Origin of the sequence: Methyloceanibacter stevinii, from assembly GCF_001723355.1 — a bacterium.
Taxonomy (GTDB): domain Bacteria; phylum Pseudomonadota; class Alphaproteobacteria; order Rhizobiales; family Methyloligellaceae; genus Methyloceanibacter; species Methyloceanibacter stevinii.
Map to the genome: position 1 here is coordinate 289,697 of NZ_LPWE01000012.1, position 19,335 is coordinate 309,031.

The following is a 19,335-nucleotide window of genomic DNA, read 5'->3' on the forward strand; positions in this document are numbered from 1 at the left end:
GCCCTTCGGTTGTCTTCAACTGGTGTGTAACGAAGCGTCCGGGCTTAACGCTTACTCCGCCGCCGGCTTCGGCAGCTGCATCGCATGCGGCTGCACTTCATCCGGCTTCGGCTGCACCAATTCGACATTCAGTCCCAATGCACGCATTTCCTTGACGAGCACGTTGAACGACTCGGGGATACCGGCCTCGAACGTGTCGTCGCCGCGGACGATCGCCTCGTAGACCTTGGTACGGCCCGCCACGTCGTCCGACTTCACGGTCAACATTTCCTGGAGCGTGTACGCGGCGCCGTAAGCCTCGAGCGCCCACACCTCCATTTCACCGAAGCGCTGACCGCCGAACTGCGCCTTACCGCCCAGCGGCTGCTGGGTGACCAGGCTGTATGGGCCGATCGAACGGGCGTGGATCTTGTCGTCCACCAGGTGATGCAGCTTCAGCATATAGATGTAGCCCACCGTCACCTTACGCTCGAACGGCTCGCCGGAACGGCCGTCATACAACGTGACCTGACCGGACGGGTCGTAACCGGCCACTTCGAGCAGGTCCGAAACATCCGCCTCGTGCGCCCCGTCGAACACGGGTGTCGCGACCGGAACGCCGCGGGTGAGATCCTGACCCACTTCGATCAGCCTATCGTCGGCCAAGGCCGCGACAGCTTTGTCCGAGCCGTAGATCGTCTTGAGCAGATCCTTAACCGGCTTCGTCTTGTTGCTCTCGTGATACTCCTCGAGCGCCTCACCGATCTTCTTGCCAAGACCGCGGCACGCCCAGCCGAGATGAGTTTCCAGAATCTGACCGACATTCATGCGGCTCGGCACGCCGAGCGGGTTCAGCACGATGTCGACCGCCTGGCCGTCCTCGAGATAAGGCATGTCCTCGACCGGCACGATCTGAGAGATCACGCCCTTGTTGCCGTGACGGCCAGCCATCTTGTCGCCCGGCTGGATCTTCCGCTTCACGGCCACGAAAACCTTGACCATCTTCATAACGCCAGGCGGCAGCTCGTCACCGCGCTGCAGCTTGTCGACCTTGTCCACGAAGCGCTGCTCGAGCCGCTTCTTGGCGTCGTCGTACTGCCGGCCGATGGCTTCGACCTCGCTCATGGCCTTCTCGTTCTTGAGCGCAATCTCCCACCACTGGCTGCGGGGCATCTCGTCGAGCATGGCCTCGCTGATCTTGGCGTCCTTCTTGACCGACTTCGGACCCTTCGCAGCGACCTTGTGCAGCAGCACGTCACGCAGACGGGCGAAGACGTTACGGTCCAGGATCGCCATTTCGTCGTCGCGGTCCTTGGCGAGACGCTCGATCTCCTCGCGCTCGATCGCCATGGCGCGCTCGTCTTTCTCGATGCCGTGGCGGTTGAACACCCGGACCTCGACGACCGTGCCGGCGACGCCCGGCGGCAGCTTCAGCGACGTATCCCGAACGTCGGACGCCTTCTCACCGAAGATGGCGCGCAGAAGCTTTTCTTCCGGCGTCATGGGGCTCTCGCCCTTCGGCGTGATCTTGCCCACGAGGATGTCGCCCGGCTGAACCTCGGCGCCGATATAGACGATACCCGCCTCGTCGAGGTTCTTCAGAGCCTCTTCGGAGACGTTCGGAATATCGCGCGTGATTTCCTCCGGTCCGAGCTTGGTGTCGCGTGCCATGACCTCGAACTCCTCGATATGGATCGAGGTGAAGACGTCATCGCGCACAACGCGCTCGGAGATGAGGATGGAGTCCTCGAAGTTGTAGCCCATCCACGGCATGAAGGCGACGAGCACGTTCTTGCCGAGCGCCAGCTCGCCAAGGTCGGTCGACGGGCCGTCGGCGATGATCTCACCGGCCTGGATGGCATCGCCCACACGCACCAGCGGCCGCTGGTTGATGCAGGTGTTCTGGTTCGAGCGCTGGAACTTGCGCAGATTATAGATGTCGACGCCCGACTTCGACGGGTCGGTCTCTTCCGTTGCGCGGATGACGATACGGGTGGCGTCCACCTGATCGACCACACCGGTCCGGCGCGCGCTGATCGCGGCGCCAGAATCCCGCGCCACCACGGACTCCATGCCCGTTCCCACAAGCGGAGCTTCCGCCATGAGCAACGGCACGGCCTGACGCTGCATGTTCGAACCCATCAGCGCGCGGTTGGCGTCGTCGTTCTCGAGGAACGGAATGAGCGCCGCGGCGACGGACACGAGCTGCTTGGGCGACACGTCGATGAGATCGACCCGCTCCTGCGGATACAGCTCCACGTCGCCCGCGTGACGGCAAACGACGAGATCTTCGACGAAGCTGCCGTCGTCCTTCAGCGCCGCGTTAGCCTGGGCGATGATGTAGCGCGCCTCTTCCATGGCGGAGAGATAGACCACCTCATCGGTCACCTTGCTCTTCACCACGCGCCGGTACGGGCTCTCGATGAAGCCGTACTTGTTCACCCGCGCGAAGGTAGCAAGCGAATTGATGAGACCGATATTCGGACCTTCGGGCGTCTCAATCGGGCAGATGCGGCCGTAATGAGTCGGGTGCACGTCGCGCACCTCGAAGCCCGCGCGCTCGCGCGTCAGACCACCCGGGCCAAGCGCCGACAGGCGCCGCTTGTGGGTGATCTCCGACAGCGGGTTGGTTTGGTCCATGAACTGCGACAGCTGCGAGGACCCGAAGAATTCGCGCACGGCGGCAGCAGCCGGCTTCGCGTTGATGAGGTCCTGCGGCATCACGGTATCGATGTCGACAGAGCTCATGCGCTCCTTGATGGCGCGCTCCATGCGCAGCAGGCCGACACGATACTGGTTCTCCATCAGCTCACCCACCGAGCGCACGCGCCGGTTGCCGAGATGATCGATGTCGTCGATTTCGCCCTTGCCGTCCCGCAAGCCGACCAGGGTCTTGATGACCGCGAGGATGTCCTCCTTGCGCAGCGTGCGTTTGGTGTCCGGCGCATCGAGGTCGAGGCGCATGTTCATCTTCACGCGGCCGACGGACGACAGGTCGTAGCGCTCGGCGTCGAAGAAGATGCCGTTGAAGAGGGTCTGCGCGGCTTCCGGCGTCGGCGGCTCGCCCGGACGCATCACCCGATAGATGTCGAGCAGTGCCTCGTCCGTGTTTGAATTCTTGTCGACCGCCAGCGTGTTGCGGATGAACGCGCCCACGTTGACATGGTCGATGTCGAGAACCTGGATTTCCTTGAGCTTCAGCTCCTTGAGGGTCTCCAGCAGCTTCTCGTCGATCTCCTCACCGGCCTCGCCGTAGATCTCGCCCGACTCCAGGTTGAGGATGTCTTCGGCCAGATAGCGGCCATAAAGATCCTCGTCCTTGACGAGCAGCTCTTTCAGGCCTTCTTCGGAGAGCTTCCGGGCCAGGCGTGCCGTGATCTTCCGGCCCGCCTCGATCGCCACCTTGCCGGTTTTGGCGTCGATAAGGTCCGTCGTCGGCTTGATGCCGCGCATACGATCGGCATTGAACGGCATCTTCCAGCCGTCCTTGGCCGCCTTCAGCGTGATCCGGTCGTAGAAGGTCGAGAGGATTTCCTCGTCGTCGAGCCCGAGCGCGTAAAGCAGCGTCGTCACCGGCAGCTTCCGGCGGCGGTCGATACGGACATAGACGATGTCCTTGGCGTCGAACTCGAAGTCGAGCCAGGACCCGCGATAGGGAATGATACGCGCCGCGAACAGCAGCTTGCCCGAGGAGTGCGTCTTGCCGCGGTCGTGGTCGAAGAACACACCCGGCGAACGGTGCATCTGCGAGACGATCACACGCTCGGTGCCGTTGATGACGAACGTGCCGTTCGAGGTCATCAGCGGCATGTCGCCCATATAGACGTCCTGCTCTTTGATGTCCTTGACGGAGCGCGCGCCGGTCTCCTCGTTCACATCGAACACGATGAGACGCAAGGTGACCTTCAGCGGCGCGGCGAAAGTCATGTCGCGCTGCTGGCACTCATCCACGTCGTATTTGGGCGCTTCGAACGCATAACGCACGAACTCTAGCTGAGCACGTTCGCCGAAGTCCTTGATTCGGAAACACAGAACGAAATACGGACTGCAGCCCCTCGTCCTCGCGGCCGCTTCCGGCTCGTCCACCATGAGGAATTGATCGTAGGACTGTTTCTGAACCTCGATGAGGTTTGGCATCTCGGCCACTTCGGTGATGTGGCCAAAAAATTTCCGATATCGCTTGTGACCGTTCGTTTGCGCCATGTGGTCCTCTCAAAGCTCGCCGCGACCGCTCTCCTAAACTCCCGCCTTGGCGGAAACTCAGGGGAACCGTCACGTCTTCGAATATGGATGGGTTAGGGGCCCGGGCCGACCCCTTCATATGGGGACGGTCCGGGCCTCCTTCAACCCAAGTCTTTAACTCAAGCCTACTTGACTCGACGGACGCGCCGGCGTCCTCAAGCTGCTTCTTGATCTTCTCGGCCTCGTCCTTGGCAACGCCTTCCTTGACCGGCTTCGGCGCACCCTCGACCAGGTCCTTGGCCTCTTTCAGGCCGAGGCTGGTGATCGCACGCACTTCCTTGATGACGTTGATTTTCTTGTCGCCAGCCCCGGTCAGAATGACGTCGAACTCGTCCTTCTCCTCGGCAGCGGCCGCATCGCCACCCGCGCCGCCGGCGACAGCCGCCACGGCAACCGGAGCGGCAGCGGACACGCCCCACTTCTCCTCAAGGATCTTGGCCAGTTCGGCCGCCTCGAGCACCGTCAGGCCCGAAAGATCGTCTGCAATTTTCTGAAGATCTGCCATTGTCTTATCCTCGTACGTTCAACTCTTGTGTTTCGATGTATGTCGTCAAAGGCCTACGCTGCGTCCTTCGAGCCATATGCACTGAAGACCCGCGCAAGCTGAGAGGCCGGTGCGCTGACCGTCCGGGCAATCTTGCCCGCCGGCGCCTGAAGCAGACCAACCAGCTTTCCACGCAGTTCGTCGAGCGAAGGCAGTTCGGCAAGCGAACCCACCCCCTTGGCATCGAGAACCGTGGGGCCCATCGCACCGCCGAGGATCACGAACTTGTCGTTCCCTTTGGCGAATTTGACGGCCACCTTCGGCGCCGTGACGGGATCGTCGGAATAAGCGAGGCACGTCGGCCCCGTCATGAGATCCGAAATTCCCTGGGCGTCGGTTCCATCCAGCGCGAGCTTCACGAGCCTGTTCTTCGCCACCTTGACCGAGCCGCCAGCTTCTCTCATGTCGCTGCGCAGCTTGGTCATATCGGACACCGAAAGACCCGCGTAGTGAGCCACGACGACCACGCCGGTATTGGCGAAGACATCGCTAAGCGCCGATACAACTTCGCGCTTTTCAGCTCTTTCCATGCTCACTCCGTTCTTTCAAACCCGCGAAGGCGTTGAGCCGGTGCGGGCTTAGGCCACACTGAGCCGCGAAACTTTCGGGGGAGGCATCGACGCCATCCCGCGAGCTTTCGCGGCACTCTGTTGCCTGTCCCGCTCGTCCGCGCAAAAACGCACGTGAGCCACATACGAGGTTCAACCGATCTTCCGGATGCGGCGGCGCCCTTGCGGGCAAAGTCCGCATCCCTCGAACCGTTTGTCTCCCGTCTCATGCAGGCCCTAAAGGCTTAAGCGGTTTCCCACACCTGCAATCTCGGACAGGTTTGGGCCGCACGGCGAACCGGACGGCCCTTCGGGACCAAAAGCCCCGAAACTCTTTCGACTAAGCGCCGCCGACGCTGGCGGGCTCGATCTTGATGCCGGGACCCATCGTCGAGGTCACGGCAATCTTCTTCAAAAACGTGCCTTTTGCGCCCGAGGGCTTGGCCTTGATCACCGCCTCGGCGAAAGCGCGAATATTGTCGATCAGCGCCTCCTTCGGTGAAGCTCGCCTTGCCGACGCGGCGTGAATGACGCCGGCCTTCTCGACGCGGAACTCCACGGCGCCGCCCTTGGCAGCCTTGACGGCTTCGGCAACATCGGTGGTCACGGTGCCGACCTTCGGGTTCGGCATCAGGCCGCGGGGCCCGAGCACCTTACCGAGACGGCCAACCAGCGGCATCATGTCGGGCGTCGCAATGCAGCGATCGAAGTCGATCGTGCCCTTCTGAACCTGCTCCACCAGATCCTCGGCGCCAACAACCTCGGCGCCCGCCTTCTTGGCTTCCTCGGCCTTGTCGCCCTTAGCGAATACGCCGACGCGAAGCGTGCGCCCCGAACCGTGCGGCAACTGGCAAACGCCGCGCACCATCTGGTCCGCATGGCGCGGATCGACACCGAGATTCATCGCGATTTCGATCGTCTCGTCGAACTTGGCCTTCGCAGCGCCCTTAAGCACCTTCACGGCCTCTTCGACACCGTAGAACTTGTCGTTGTCGACCGTCTCGGTCGCTGCACGAAACCTCTTCCCGGGCTTGCTCATCGTCTCTACTCCTGGACCTCAAGACCCATCGAACGGGCGGAGCCGGCGATGATCTTCATCGCTTGTTCGACGGAATTGGCATTCAAATCCTGCATCTTCGCCTCGGCGATTTCGCGCAGCTGATCCTGCGTGACCTTGCCGGCGACCGTGCGTCCCGGCTCCTTGGAGCCGCTCTTGGCCTTCGCCGCCTTCTTCAGGAGGTACGAGGCCGGCGGCGTCTTCGTCTCGAACGAGAACGACCGATCCGCGTAGACCGTAATCACGGTCGGGATCGGAGAGCCCGGCTCCACCTTCTGCGTCGCCGCATTGAAGGCTTTGCAGAACTCCTGAATGTTCACGCCACGCTGACCGAGCGCCGGACCGATCGGCGGCGAAGGATTCGCCTGCCCTGCCGGCACCTGCAGCTTGATGTAACCGTCAATCTTCTTCGCCATCCCAGTACGTCCTGCGTTTCATGTCTCGCGCGCTTGAAAATCAGCGCGCTCGTTAGAGTTTTTCCACCTGCGCGTATTCGAGCTCGACGGGCGTCGCCCGGCCGAAAATCGAAACTGCCACTTTGAGCCGCGCCCGCTCTTCGTCGACTTCTTCCACCAGACCGTTGAAGGATGCGAACGGGCCGTCGGCCACGCGCACCTGCTCCCCGATCTCGAAGGTCACGGACGGCTTCGGCCGCTCGACACCTTCCTGAACCTGCTGGAGGATGCGGCCTGCCTCCTCCTCGGTGATCGGAATGGGCTTGTTGTCCGTGCCCAGAAAGCCGGTCACCTTCGGCGTGTCCTTGATCAGATGGTAGGTCTCGTCGCTGAGCTCCATCTTCACCAGCACATAGCCCGGAAAGAACTTGCGCTCCGACGCCACCTTCCGGCCGCGCCGCATCTCCACGACTTCTTCCATGGGGACAAGCACTTCCTCGAACTGCTCGCCGAGTCCGGCGGACTCGGCCCGCTCCTTGATGGATTCGGCGACCTTCCGCTCGAAGTTCGAGTAGGCGTGGACGATATACCAGCGCATAGCCATAGGACTAAAGCTTCGACCTCCTAGAAAAATCTGATGCCGAGAATCAGCTGGACGACCGTGCCGAGCACCCAGTCCACACCGAGGAAGAAGAGCGCGGCGATGATCGACATGACGACGACCATGATCGTCGTGATGATCGTCTCACGCCGCGTCGGCCAGGTGACTTTCGACACCTCGGTGCGCACTTGCTGCAGAAACTCAAACGGATTCGTTCTCGCCATCTCGTTCTTACTCTCGGGAACCGCTTGTCCCGGCTTTCCTTAAACTCCGGACCGTGCGCCCCTGGCCGTCACCGCCAACCCGTGCCTCCGCGTCGTGGCAGGAGTGGAGGGACTCGAACCCCCAACCCCCGGTTTTGGAGACCGGTGCTCTAGCCAGTTGAGCTACACTCCTATCGTCCTCGTCGTCCTCAAACCAAATTCAATAATCAAACCAGCAGGCTAGAGGCCCAAGCTCTGGAGCGGGTGAAGGGAATCGAACCCTCATCGTCAGCTTGGAAGGCTGCTGCTCTACCATTGAGCTACACCCGCGACCGTCTTCCTCTGGCTCCACTGAGAGGTGGTGGAGGGGGTTGGATTCGAACCAACGTAGGCATAGCCAACGGGTTTACAGCCCGTCCCCTTTAGCCACTCGGGCACCCCTCCATAAGTCAAGAGCGTCAGATGGAATGACTGGTGATTTTAACCAAGCAAAAACACCCCGCCGTCGGCCGGCAGGGTCCGCAATAGCCGCTGTTTATGGGTAGCCAGGCGGTCCCTGTCAACTGTAAATCAGGGTCGAGCGCCTGGAATCCTTAGGATTTATGCTAGGCCTCTACCCGGCCGCCAATTTTCGCAATGAAAAGCACTTTCTCTATGACACAGCAAAAAGCAAGGCATTCCAAATTCGTAGGCCGCGGCGGCGGACACCGCTCCCGAAAACCGGCAAAGATACCGATTCCGACCGGGTGCAACTCTTCGGTATCCATGCGGTGGAGGCCGCCCTCGCCAATGATCGGCGCCCCGTCTACGCCATCCAGGCGACGGAGAACGCCGCCCACAAGCTTGCGCCCCTGATCGCCAAACGCGGCCTGGACCCGGAACGCGTACTGCCAAAGGCACTCGACCGGCAGCTCGGCGCCGATACGGTCCACCAAGGCGTGCTGCTGGAGGCGGGCCGCTCGATTCGCCGCTGGACGACCACCTGTCCGGAACGATTCTGGTGCTGGATCAGGTCACCGATCCCCACAATGGGGGCCGCGCTGCGGTCGGCGGCTGCCTTCGGTGCAAAGGGCCTTGTCATGACCCAACGGCACAGCCCTCCCCTCGGCGGCGTGTTGGCGAAGTCCGCAAGCGGCGCGCTGGACCTTGTCCCCATCGTGCAGGTTCGGAATCTGGCGGAAGGCTTGGCCGAGCTCGGCGAGCGTGGCGTGACCCGGTTGGGGCTGGCCGAAGAGGCCGAGCAGGCACTCGAGGACGTGCCCCTAAGCAACCCGCTCGCGCTTGTACTCGGGGCAGAAGGCCGGGGCTTGCGGCAGCTGACGCGGGAGCGCTGCGATGTGCTCTGCCGCATTTCGACGGCCAGCGCGCTGGCAAGCCTCAACGTATCGAACGCGGCGGCCATCGCCCTTCACTGGGCGCGGGTCAAAACCGCCTGAACGAAAACGAACGGGCGGGGGACGGCGCTCCCGCACCCTCCCCCTCACGTCCGGGAATCAACCAGTACGCACTGGAAGCTCAGATAGGCTAGTCGCAGAACCTGCGGCCGAACGAGTCGTACCAGCAGTTCCGCCGCCAATAGCAATTGCCGGGGCCGAGGTTGCAACCGCCCGCATAGGCGGGCTGCTTGTAATAGGCGTAGTAGTTCGGGTTCCGATAATAGTAGGCGCGCGGTGCCGGCACGCCACACGGCGCGACGCAAGGCGCTGCCGGGGCGACCACGGCGGGCCGCGCGACACAAGGCGAAACACAGGGGGCCGCGGCAGCAACGCGCGGCCGGCGCCAACGCCGGCGCAGCGGAATGGGCTGAGGCGTCGGCACGAGCACTTGGGCGCTACACCCATAGGCGGCGCCACACCCGGCCTCTGCCTCAGGCGCGGACATCAGGCTGAAGCCAGCCGCCACGATCACGGCGGCAACAACAGTCATCAGGATCTTCATCTTGGAACTCCACTCGGGGACTTACAGAGCAGCCGCCCTGGCCTCCCAGAGGCGGCGCGACTGACAAAACCGAGACTAGCGGAGCCAAGTATCGCTAAAGTTAATGCGATGAATTTAACGCAAGAAAAAGCATTGAGACAGGCTTAACAGCTGCTCCAAAACGGAACAACATTGCACAGTGAAAGAAGTTCTTCTCGAAATACGGCGAAAGTCTTGAGAGCCACGCGTGGCGGGCTCTACTTCATCGCGCGATCGACCCAGGCGTTCCCCGAACCACCACCATCGGAATAGTGGAAATAGGGCTCGCAGCGGGGGAAATCCTCGCCGGCCGTCGTGTACGGGCGGTAGAACCACCAATAGTTCCGGTCGAGGCAATGGGCTTCCGTGACCCGCTTCATATGGCCGAAGCCGATCAGCCCGCGGCTCGTCACGATCTCGGCCTGCTCGCCGCGCGCGCCGGGCCGTTCAGGCAACCGCAAGGGCGAGCACGAGGCCTGCGCCAAACGCAAACGCGAACCCCAATCTAAAGCCGGCCATGGTTGTCATCCCTTTTCGCGCCCCTTTGCGGCACCCCCGTTAAGCGTTCGGACTCTAAACGAAGCGAAAGGCGCGGGCAATCAAGGGAGTGCGCCGATTGCGCAACAGTCACGCAAGAAATGTCTGGGCATGTTATACCCGTTGAACCGTACACGGCCCCCCGCGCCGCGCGTGACCTCCACGCGACCACATCGTAAGTCAGAAGCTTTCGAAGGAGTATTCCCACATGGCGACTCAGAAATCCGAGACCGACGAGCTTGCCGCTCAGATTGAGGCCATCAAGGCCGAGATGCAGAACATCAGCACCACCATGGGGCGCATCGCCGAAAAGGGCATGCACCGCGCGCAAGACAAGGCGTTCGAGACAAAGGAAAGTGCCGAGGAAGCCATCAAGCAGAACCCGCTGCAGGCGATCGCGATCGCGGTGGGACTCGGTCTGCTCATCGGCATCCTGACCCGCCGCTAGACGACTAGACTAGGAGACGTTCCATGTTGCGGCTCGCGCTTTCACTGGTCTCCTCGCTGCAGGCCGGCGCCCGGATCAAGCAATCGGTCGAACAGTCCCTGCGACGGGCCGTGATCGTCGTGGCCGCAATCGTGGTCCTTCTCTTTGCCGTCGGCTTCGGCCTGGCCACGGGCTATCAGGCCCTGCTCGTGTACGACTTCACCCCGCTCGCGGCGGCCGGTCTGATTGCCGGGATCCTCGCGGCGATCGGCGTCGTGCTGTTGCTGATCGGGCTCCATAAGCCGCAACCCAAGCAGCCGAACCTCGTGAATGCGCCGGCCGAGGGCCTCGCCATGGTCGACCAGAGCATCAACAAGGCCATGAACCAGGTCGGACCGCTGACCCTGCTGGTCGGAGCCTTCGCCGCCGGCCTGCTCATGAGCCGCCGCCGCTAACGGCCGACGCGCGCTGTCCCATTCCGGAACGCCCCTTAAGCCTCTCTTAACCATGCCCATTGCACCTTCTGGATAAGCAAAACGGTATCCAGCAAGGGGCGAGGCACAATCATGCAGCTGAGGAGCTTGGGTCTGGCGCTGCTGGCTTCGGCCTGCATGGCAGACGCGGCAACTGCGCAAGCGGTCGTAGAGAAATACGGCCCTCTGCAGAACGCCGTGGACGTTCCGCGCCCCTATGCCATTCCCCTGCCCCCGAACGCCAACCCGCGTCCCCAATGGGAAGTAGGCACGCGCTATTGGTGGAGCGAGGGCTCGACCAGCTTCGACATCGACTCCTCGCGCTTGGACCCGACGCTCTACGGCAGCCCCACCTCCACGCTCACCTATGACGGTGTGACAGGCAATTCGCTCGAGTTCTTCATGTCCGTCCGCAACGAGACGGACACGTTCTTCAAGGGCTTTATCGGCGGCGGCTGGCTCGGCGGCGGCAGTCTCGACGACGAGGACTTCTTCGCCGGCCAGGTGAAGTTCTCCGACACCTATAGCGAAATCGACGGCGAGGGTTCGTTCTACCTCACCCTGGATGTCGGTCAGGATTTCGATGTCGGCTATAGCGGCAACCTCGTCATCAGCCCCTTTGTCGGCTTCAACTACTGGCAAGAGTCGATCGACGCCTACGGTGCGCGCTGCAATCGAGACGACGTTGGCGGCGCCTTCTGCGGCCCGGCAGGCTCAACCGCCGTCCCATTCGGCACGAAGGTCATCAACAACAAGTCGATGTGGTCGTCCTTGAGGCTCGGCACCGAGGTCACCGCGCGCCTGTTCGACCGCGTGACCTTCCGCGGTGACGCCGCAATTCTGCCCGCGGCCTACCTCCTCAACGATGACAGCCACTATCTGCGCTCGGATCTGGGACCCACGCCCAATATCGACGACAGCGGCACGGGCTGGGGCTACCAACTCGAGGGCGAACTGAAAATCGACGTGGACGACAACTGGACCCTCGGGGCGGGCGTGCGCTACTGGTATGCGGAGACGGGCGGGATCAGCGAATTCATCGAGAGCCGCACCGAGGTCGACCTCCAGGATTTCACGTCCGAGCGCTTCGGCGTTTTCGGCAACGTCTCGTATCGGTTCAGCACCTTCTAGAGTGCGACCCGGTGACAACCACGCCGCCGCCCGCGCTTCAGACTTGAAGATGCGCTAGGTTAGGCGCTAGAAGCGCAAACCATCGTAGAGAATGCCGGCTTAGCTCAGTTGGTAGAGCGGCTGATTTGTAATCAGTAGGTCGCGGGTTCGACTCCTGCAGCCGGCACCATAACTTATTGTTATATATATATATTCTTCGTCGACCTTTTCCCCGCCGCCACGTCTAGCTACCCAAACGATCGCCTATGAGGCATCGGAGCGACGCAAATGTCTCCACTAGCCATTGAATTCAGGCAACTTTCCAACAATTGACCGCAATATTCCGCGTCCATCTCTAGCTACCAAATAGCTACCACATCGGCGAGTGCGATAGACTGAACAAAAGTCCTTATTGAAAGTTGGTGCGGCTCCGTGTCGGGGACGGCCCGAGGAGGATCCGCTAGCCCCTACGGAGCGGGCCAGCATACCGGGCCAAGTGACGGCGCACCTCGTTGGCGGGTAAGTCGCAGTGTCGGTAACCAGCAACAACACTCAACCCGGCACGCAACTGTTCGAATCCAACGTCAGTGTGGTCGGCGAGTTGGTCGAACAGCCATGGTGCCCGATGCAGTTCAAGCTGATCGGCGATCGCGAGTTCGCGTAACGAGACCTCACCAGCGAGAAGCGCCCATCGTCGTGTCGCTGCTAGTGCAAAAGCGAACGCATCCGGGACGGAGAGATGAGCATTGTTTCGTCGAACCGTCGTGGCGCAAGTCACCTCATTAGGCGTAAGGACCTCGACTCGCAGTCCCAACTGAACCAGTTGGTCGCCGAATTCGCCTGCCAATTCCCGCGTATAGAGTAAATCGGGCACGACAAACTCGAACGGCAACTGGAACATGTCCTCCAGCAGTAGCGCTCGCTTTAGCGCGGTCAGAACCAATGTGTCGGAAACGAGGATGGGCACCGATCACGCCACCACCTGATCCAGCTGGTCTAATCGAGTATCCAATTCGCGGACGGAGATGCCAAGTAGCTCGGCCGTGCGTGACTCTCCGATTACGCCTTCCGCTAGGGCTCGATAACATAGCCGCTCAAAGCGCTTAGGCTCTTCTAGTTCTGGCTTCATTGTCGCTGGCTCTTTGAAGGGCGCCGTCCTCCATCCCCGCTCAGAGAAGGTCTTGAAGAGGCGGGAAAACGCCGCTTGGTTGATGATGCCCAGATCTTTACAGCGATACGCGATAGCCTGGATGCTCGTTCCAAAACGCCTTTTCAAGACCACTAGCTCGCCAATGCTGATCGAAGATCGATGAACTCCGACTTCGGCGCGCATAACGTCGGCTGGCATTAAAAAAGCGCTAGCAAAGCGGTGGGCTGCCTTTTCCTCATCAACACCTTCGCACGGAGCCAGGACCATGTGGCCAAGCTCGTGGGCGAGATTAAAACGTTTCCGCTCCGACCATGTGCTCCGCTTAACAACGATTACTCGTGCAGCCGTCCGGCCCTTCCGCCTCACTTTGGCAGCAAGTCCGTCTACGTCAACCAGATCGAGAGACAGAACCTTGATACCACGCTCCTCTAGCAACTCGGCAAGCTGTGGGATGGGATCATTGCCCAGTCCCCAATCATCACGCACGGAGCGTGCTGCGTCCTCGGCATCGCGGACATCCTCAACGGGGTGAGGCGCGCTGCGCGGTTGTTCCCACTCGATGCTGCGCAGCTGGAGGAGGTCCTCAACGGCCAGGTAGCGCTCGAGCATGTGGATAGCTCTCCCCCGTAGGACACCCTTTTCTCGCGAGGACGCGTCTAATTTCTTCCTGAACTCCACGCCCTCTAAAGCGATATCGTCATCGCTGAGTAGATATTCCTCGGATACGTCGAGAGCCTTTGCCAGCGCGATAAGAACGCGCGAGCTCGGCATATCCTCGTTTCTCTCATATTTTCCAATGGCCTGGGCCGAAACGATGCCGTCCATGGCATCGGCGAGGGCGCGCAACGACAGGCCCAACGCGGATCGGGCAACCTTGAGCTTGTTACCGATCATGCCGACCTCCTTCCGAATCTGGTTTCCAAGATCGAATATATAGGGGGAAACTTGTAAACCAATACCCTTGAATTCCCCTAGAAACGTCACGATGTAAAAAGTCGCGTAGTGGAAAAAATCGGGTTTTTGTAAACCGGAGCTGCGCACCGCAAAGTGGTCACAACCGTTCGAGGCGAACGGACTGACGCCGGATCAGAAGGGGACGGCAATGGCGTTGAGCAACACAGAACTTCGGAACTACGACAGCGATGTCCTGCGCCTACCTGCGGAGAAGCGGAAGGAATATCACGAGCAGGTCGATCGTCTGATTGAAGAATTGCGTAAGAGCGTCCGCGATAAGACCGAGATCAAGATCACTAAGGTCACGAAAGCAGGGTCGTTCGCGAAATACACGATCTTGCGCAAGACGAACGTCGATCCGATTGACGTGGATGTGGTGTTCTACATCTCCGGCCGCGATGCGAGCCAAGAAACGCTCGCGAGCCTAAACGACACGATCTACGACCTGCTGATCAGGCTCTATCCGAACAAGTCGATTGAGGACTTCGAGATCCAGCGCAAGGCCGCAAAGGTTACTTTCGTTGGCACTGGACTCAGCGTCGACATCGTCCCGGTCATCGAAGATGAGGGTCGCCCTGGTTATGGGTGGCAGTTCGACATTCATGACGGCTCCAAGATCCAGACATGTGCGCCGTGTCAGATCAAGTTCGTCCGGGATCGCAAGGACCAAGACAGCGATTTCCGCACGCTAGTGCGGATGGCGAAGAAGTGGCGCAACCATGCCGAGGTCAGGCCACTGAAGTCCTTCGCCATCGAGTTGATCATGGCGCACCTGTTGGCAACCCAGGGCAACACGGGCACCGTCGAGCAGCGTTTCAGGAACTTCCTCCTCTACATCGCCCAGTCCGGTCTCAAAGAGCCGATTAGCTTCCCCGAAAACACGGCGCCGTTCGGCACGTTCTCAGACCCGGTGGTAATCCTTGATCCGATCTGCAGCCTCAACAACGTCACTAGCCGGGTCTCCGAAGACGAGCGCAAGGAGATTGTGGCGGCGGCCGAGGCCGCCTGGGAGACTGCCAACTTCGCATCAGCTGAAGACGACAATGAGGTCTGGAAGGAGATTTTCGGCCCTCGCTTCAAGACAGAGGACTGAGATGAGCCAGAGTAGCACCGCGACATCGACCTACACGGTTGTCGATATCGGAAATGTCGTTCGGCGGGTGAAAGCCGATCTCGTCATGATTGCAGACAGCACTGGCGCCTGGACCGCGGCCAAAGCGGAGGACTACGCCCATGATATCGAGGTTCTGGCCAAAGCTGGTTACCTTGCTTGGGTCGATGTCACGCTATTTAGCGACGGTACCGAGGTGAAAGCCGTTCGTTTTGACGTCAACACCGAAGCGGGTTCCTTGTCGACGAGCCGGCCGGGCGGAGTGCTGTGGCCGCGTGTGAGCGGCGCCCGGCTTCGCATGGTGCTTAGGTACACGGATACCTACACCAGCGCCGCACGCGAGGCCATGCAGGGCAAGCTGAAGATCAGCTGGGTGACATCGAACGATGACACGAGCCACTCGTCCCTGACTTCTTCGGGTGCTCGCGACTATGTCAGCAACGCCTACGGCATGCAGAGAAAGGATTGGGCTGCGTGAACCACCCCAGCATCTTTGACAGCGAAACGCCTCTTCCGAGCGATGCACTCGCCGCGCGGGAAAGTACATTGCTTGGCTTTGACGCACGCTATGATCGCGTCCATGATCAATTACGGCTGTTGCTGAATGTCGGCGAACTGGCAGAGTGGAACCAGGAGCACCATGGCGGTAAGCTCGCGATCTGCGATCTCGTCGCCGACCAGTATCCACTCGTCATTTTTTACGGCGACGTCGGAACTGGCAAGACAGCAATGGCTGAATGCATAGCCAACAAGCTGGTCATCGAGTCGCGAGCCGAAGATTCCATCCTCTTCAAACTCTCAAACTGTGTGCGCGGCGGCGGCATGGTCGGCGAGATGGGCACTCTCATCGCAGAGGCCTTCCGCAAAGTCGTTGAGGCGGCCGGGAAGAGCAGGCGCTCCATCTTGATCATCGACGAAGGCGACAGCTTGGGGCGTCGCGCGCACAAGACCACAGCCATCACGAGGACAAGGTGGCAGTGAACACTTTGATTCAGGGAGTGGATGATCTTCGGCAATATGGCGGGCGGGTCGTCGTGATCTTGTGCACCAACAGGCTGTCAGTACTTGACGCTGCGCTTCGGCGGCGGGCTGCCATATTAGAGGAATTCAAGCGGCCATCAGACGACGAGCGCAGGCAGCTGTTCGAAATGGATCTTGTTGGCTTAGACCTGCCGCCCACTCAAATCTCCGACCTGGTCGACGCTACCGGCGCCAGAGGAGAGCAACCGCCTTGGACCTATTCAGACATCCGCACACGCCTCTACCCCGCAGCACTCGCTAAAGCCTATCCGTTGGGTCCGCTGTGTTTCGAGCATCTGAAGTCAGTGGCAACGACGCTGCACGCGTCTCCCGTTATGGAGGACAAGTGATGGCGCGATCACCTCTCCAGGGCCGCCGCATTCACGTTAGCGGTAGCATTGTCGATGACGTGTCTATGGCCCCGACCATCGAGGTCGAAGCTGCAAGAGAACTCGTCACCGGCCTAGTAAGGGAATTGATCAAGCGCGGCGCGAATTTTGTTGTTCCCGTCGATTCAGAACCACGTCGAACGGATGATGATCTGCCGATTTGTTTCGACTGGCTGATTTGGCAGGCTATCAAGGAGAACCTTTCGTTGCGTCCGGAGGGCGTTCCGGGGCCATTTGTCGTGGCCGTTCTGCACCACAAAACGGAGGATCAGATTCCACCGGAATTCGTCGAGCTATGGGACGAGATGCGGAGCTCACCCCATGTAAAGATCGAGAACGCCGCGCATTGGAACATGGCCAGCAAGCGGATGGAGGCGCAGGCGGGATTTGGCGATATTCTTGTTGCTCTCGGCGGATCGGAGGGGGTTCTGTTTCTTGCCAATCTGTACCATGACGCGGGTAAGCCCGTCGTTCCGTTGAACCTTGAACTTTGTTCCGAACTCACCGGTGCACCGCGGCTCTATAATTTCGGGCTGTCCAGTGGTCAAAGCCGACGGCTGTTTCAGATCGCGGACGACGGCGATTCCCACGATTGGATCAACAAGATCCGGTTCCCATCGCGACAGTCGGTTCCCGAGCGGATCTCAGTGCTCGTCGATTTGCTGGAGTGTCTCGACAAGCCCAAGGCTTTTGCTGTGCGCCTCCTGAACCCGTCCATTGACGATTTCGAGGACGTCCAAAACTTTTTCGACACGGTGGTAAAGCCAGTTGTCGAAGACGAACTTGGTTACAGGCTCATCGTGGTCGACGGTCATCAGCCTTACGACTATCCAAGAATCGACGAGGAAATTTTCGCGAAGCTTCATCGCAGTAGCATCGTTCTGGCCGATATCACCGGCGCTCGCCCTAACTGCTTTCTTGAGCTGGGCTACGCTTTGGGGCGCGGGTTGTCGACCATGGTGATGGTCAAGGAGGGCGCGAGTCTGCCATTCGACATCACTACCTTCGCGGGACTCCACTGGAAGACCACGGGAAGCGTAGAGGACAGGCGTCGGGCATTTCGGGAGCACTGGGAGGCTATTCGCAATCGACCGCCTCTTGTCCCACCGGAGCCCTTGATCGAATGAGTAATGAGAACGAAGTCTTTGTCTCGATCGACGTTGAGGCCGCAGGCCCGATACCGGGCGAGTATAGCCTCCTTACGATTGGGGCGTGCTCCGCTTTCGAGCCGGAAAAGACGTTCGCGTGCGAGCTGAAGCCGATCAACTCAAACTTTGAGCCAAAGGCTCTGGAGGTGACTGGCTTGTCTCTGAGCATGCTAGCGGAGACGGGGCTTGAGCCTCACGTAGCCATGGCTCGTTTTTCTGAATGGCTGACTGTAATCTCGGGCCCGCATGGCAAGCCCGTCTTCGTGGGCTTCAATGCGCCATTCGATTGGTCATTTGTGAACTACTACTTTCATCGATTTGCTGGAGTTAACCCGTTCGGCTTCACCGCGCTCGACATAAAGGCGCTCTACATGGGCGCGACGGGCTGTAGGTGGAACGAGACGCGTTCAAGCAAGATTGCGGATAGGCTGAAGCCCACCTTGTCAGGCACGCATGACGCACTCCGCGATGCGCTCTACCAAGCGGAAATCTTTCGGCTGATTTTGTCCAGGCTAATCCAGTGAGCCTAAGTTTAGAATTTTAGCGTCTTTTCGTCTCCTCAAACGCTGCAATCGCCATCTCCGCTCGTCCCCCCCAGAAATTCAAGGTCGGCGCCACGTTTCTTTTGGCACGTGTGGCCAAACGCCCGAGACAGGCCACCACAGAGGCACTCGGCCACGACGTCCCGAACATGCGACAGCCGCTGTTATCGTGACAAGCCAGTCCGTCAGAACGCCGCGTTTTTTCGTATGGCGACTGATGCCTCCCGAAAGCGGTGGAGGAAGAATACCAGTCGCGGCTTGTTCAGGGATTCTCCCTTGGCGCGAAGGAAGGCCCCAGGCTTTACGACTCGCTGATAGCCGAAGCCGCTCTCCAGCATCTCGGCATAGGACCTGTGGGCCCGCCGGCTCCGATGGGCGAGATAGTTCCGAACGGCATAAAACTGGTCGATGCTGGTTCGAATTGTCTTGGTCAGATGGTCAAAGGGATTATTGGCTCGCACGAGGACTCTCTTGGCCTGTCCTACGATCTGACCTGTGTCGCGAAAGTCGAGATAGCCATCTCCCACCAGGAGTCCGAAGCAGATGTCGCGGCTCAGGTTCTTGGGAAGTTGGAGGCCAACCCTTCCAGCATAGGCGCTCGTATCGCGATTTAGCGCATCCACGAAGTCCTCGTCCACGACTTCTTCCCAATAACCCGCGAGGGTGAGAGCTATGCCCTCAGCCAGAGCATTCCACTCATTGGCATTGGCTCCGATCTGGCCATTGACGATCTTTGCCGCTACTTGGTCGAGAACGTCAAGGTTCCGCTCAAAGTCCCTATGGTTCTGTCGGATGCTGGCCTTTCTCATGTTTTCCACCTCCAGGTACAACAGCATTCGCTATGATGCACCGCCATGAGTGAAGGACGAACGCTGGCGCGTGCTCTTCGTCAGGTCCTGCGCGAGCGATACTCTGTTCACGTACCAAGGCACAGTTCCTCCCCGTGGGT

General features: G+C 60.3%; 19 protein-coding genes, 4 tRNA genes and 2 pseudogenes. 10 read left to right on the forward strand and 15 right to left on the reverse strand.

Going from position 1 to position 19,335, the window contains the following annotated elements; all coding sequences use genetic code 11:
- Positions 1-51: 51 nt before the first annotated feature.
- The 10 genes and pseudogenes from rpoB to AUC70_RS10965 form a co-directional block, all read right to left on the reverse strand.
- Complete coding sequence (gene rpoB, locus AUC70_RS10925) at positions 52-4,182, reverse strand: DNA-directed RNA polymerase subunit beta (RefSeq protein WP_244505591.1); 4,131 nt, start codon at positions 4,180-4,182, stop codon at positions 52-54.
- 172 nt (positions 4,183-4,354) lie between these two features.
- Positions 4,355-4,726, reverse strand: a pseudogene (gene rplL, locus AUC70_RS16350) (50S ribosomal protein L7/L12); the annotation flags it as partial.
- 53 nt (positions 4,727-4,779) lie between these two features.
- A complete protein-coding gene (gene rplJ, locus AUC70_RS10930) occupies positions 4,780-5,295 on the reverse strand; it encodes a 50S ribosomal protein L10 (protein WP_069444880.1) in 516 nt (171 codons plus the stop codon).
- 358 nt (positions 5,296-5,653) lie between these two features.
- Positions 5,654-6,352, reverse strand: coding sequence for a 50S ribosomal protein L1 (rplA, locus tag AUC70_RS10935; RefSeq protein WP_069444881.1), 699 nt, complete (start codon positions 6,350-6,352; stop codon positions 5,654-5,656).
- A gap of 5 nt (positions 6,353-6,357) precedes the next feature.
- Positions 6,358-6,786, reverse strand: coding sequence for a 50S ribosomal protein L11 (gene rplK / locus AUC70_RS10940; RefSeq protein ID WP_069444882.1), 429 nt, complete (start codon positions 6,784-6,786; stop codon positions 6,358-6,360).
- A gap of 52 nt (positions 6,787-6,838) precedes the next feature.
- Positions 6,839-7,369 carry a transcription termination/antitermination protein NusG gene (gene nusG / locus AUC70_RS10945; protein WP_069444883.1) on the reverse strand — a complete coding sequence of 177 codons (531 nt, stop codon included), beginning with the start codon at positions 7,367-7,369 and terminating at the stop codon, positions 6,839-6,841.
- 20 nt (positions 7,370-7,389) lie between these two features.
- Positions 7,390-7,590, reverse strand: coding sequence for a preprotein translocase subunit SecE (secE, locus tag AUC70_RS10950; protein WP_069444884.1), 201 nt, complete (start codon positions 7,588-7,590; stop codon positions 7,390-7,392).
- Positions 7,591-7,685: 95 nt separating this feature from the next.
- Positions 7,686-7,762, reverse strand: a tRNA-Trp gene (locus AUC70_RS10955).
- Positions 7,763-7,825: 63 nt separating this feature from the next.
- Positions 7,826-7,899, reverse strand: a tRNA-Gly gene (locus AUC70_RS10960).
- Positions 7,900-7,928: 29 nt separating this feature from the next.
- Positions 7,929-8,013: transfer RNA gene (locus AUC70_RS10965), tRNA-Tyr, on the reverse strand.
- A gap of 302 nt (positions 8,014-8,315) precedes the next feature.
- Between AUC70_RS10965 and AUC70_RS10970 the strand changes: the two genes are divergently transcribed.
- Positions 8,316-9,005, forward strand: coding sequence for a TrmH family RNA methyltransferase (locus AUC70_RS10970; RefSeq protein WP_244505592.1), 690 nt, complete (start codon positions 8,316-8,318; stop codon positions 9,003-9,005).
- An 88-nt stretch (positions 9,006-9,093) separates the two neighbouring features.
- Here AUC70_RS10970 and AUC70_RS10975 read toward each other — a convergent pair whose 3' ends face one another.
- Together AUC70_RS10975 and AUC70_RS10980 are read right to left on the reverse strand one after the other, a co-directional pair.
- Positions 9,094-9,495, reverse strand: a complete 402-nt coding sequence (locus tag AUC70_RS10975; protein ID WP_141702077.1) for a hypothetical protein — start codon at positions 9,493-9,495, stop codon at positions 9,094-9,096.
- A 248-nt stretch (positions 9,496-9,743) separates the two neighbouring features.
- Positions 9,744-10,016: a hypothetical protein gene (locus AUC70_RS10980; RefSeq protein WP_141702078.1), complete on the reverse strand. Its 273-nt coding sequence runs from the start codon at positions 10,014-10,016 to the stop codon at positions 9,744-9,746.
- A gap of 254 nt (positions 10,017-10,270) precedes the next feature.
- Here AUC70_RS10980 and AUC70_RS10985 point away from each other — a divergent pair, with 254 nt between their 5' ends.
- The 4 genes from AUC70_RS10985 to AUC70_RS11000 all read left to right on the forward strand — a co-directional run bounded on the left by AUC70_RS10985 (position 10,271) and on the right by AUC70_RS11000 (position 12,262).
- Positions 10,271-10,510 carry a glycine zipper domain-containing protein gene (locus tag AUC70_RS10985; protein ID WP_069444887.1) on the forward strand — a complete coding sequence of 80 codons (240 nt, stop codon included), beginning with the start codon at positions 10,271-10,273 and terminating at the stop codon, positions 10,508-10,510.
- Positions 10,511-10,533: 23 nt separating this feature from the next.
- Positions 10,534-10,944, forward strand: a complete 411-nt coding sequence (locus tag AUC70_RS10990; protein WP_069444888.1) for a phage holin family protein — start codon at positions 10,534-10,536, stop codon at positions 10,942-10,944.
- Positions 10,945-11,055: 111 nt separating this feature from the next.
- The gene (locus tag AUC70_RS10995; RefSeq protein ID WP_141702079.1) at positions 11,056-12,093 is read left to right on the forward strand and encodes an autotransporter outer membrane beta-barrel domain-containing protein; all 1,038 of its coding nucleotides are present in this window, start codon (positions 11,056-11,058) and stop codon (positions 12,091-12,093) included.
- 93 nt (positions 12,094-12,186) lie between these two features.
- Positions 12,187-12,262, forward strand: a tRNA-Thr gene (locus tag AUC70_RS11000).
- A gap of 270 nt (positions 12,263-12,532) precedes the next feature.
- Here AUC70_RS11000 and AUC70_RS18985 read toward each other — a convergent pair.
- The gene (locus AUC70_RS18985) at positions 12,533-12,973 is read right to left on the reverse strand and encodes a PIN domain-containing protein (RefSeq protein WP_483127775.1); all 441 of its coding nucleotides are present in this window, start codon (positions 12,971-12,973) and stop codon (positions 12,533-12,535) included.
- Positions 12,974-13,042: 69 nt separating this feature from the next.
- A complete protein-coding gene (locus AUC70_RS11010) occupies positions 13,043-14,263 on the reverse strand; it encodes a helix-turn-helix domain-containing protein (RefSeq protein ID WP_244505593.1) in 1,221 nt (406 codons plus the stop codon).
- A 61-nt stretch (positions 14,264-14,324) separates the two neighbouring features.
- On the opposite strand from AUC70_RS11010, the gene AUC70_RS11015 reads away from it, so the two are divergent.
- The 5 genes and pseudogenes from AUC70_RS11015 (at position 14,325) to AUC70_RS11035 (ending at position 18,368) form a co-directional block, all read left to right on the forward strand.
- Positions 14,325-15,269: a CBASS oligonucleotide cyclase gene (locus tag AUC70_RS11015; protein WP_069444891.1), complete on the forward strand. Its 945-nt coding sequence runs from the start codon at positions 14,325-14,327 to the stop codon at positions 15,267-15,269.
- 1 nt (position 15,270) lies between these two features.
- Complete coding sequence (locus tag AUC70_RS11020; RefSeq protein WP_069444892.1) at positions 15,271-15,765, forward strand: HORMA-1 domain-containing protein; 495 nt, start codon at positions 15,271-15,273, stop codon at positions 15,763-15,765.
- Between the two features lie 251 nt (positions 15,766-16,016).
- Positions 16,017-16,657: pseudogene (locus AUC70_RS11025) on the forward strand (AAA family ATPase).
- Complete coding sequence (locus AUC70_RS11030; protein WP_069444893.1) at positions 16,657-17,823, forward strand: hypothetical protein; 1,167 nt, start codon at positions 16,657-16,659, stop codon at positions 17,821-17,823. Before AUC70_RS11025 ends, AUC70_RS11030 begins: the two are co-directional and overlap by 1 nt.
- Positions 17,820-18,368 (forward strand): 3'-5' exonuclease, encoded by a 549-nt coding sequence (locus AUC70_RS11035; RefSeq protein ID WP_069444894.1) that lies wholly within the window; start codon positions 17,820-17,822, stop codon positions 18,366-18,368. The genes AUC70_RS11030 and AUC70_RS11035 overlap by 4 nt, the downstream gene beginning before the upstream one ends.
- A gap of 203 nt (positions 18,369-18,571) precedes the next feature.
- Here the strand turns inward: AUC70_RS11035 and AUC70_RS11040 are convergent, their stop codons facing one another.
- A complete protein-coding gene (locus AUC70_RS11040; RefSeq protein WP_069444895.1) occupies positions 18,572-19,222 on the reverse strand; it encodes a hypothetical protein in 651 nt (216 codons plus the stop codon).
- Positions 19,223-19,335: the final 113 nt, after the last annotated feature.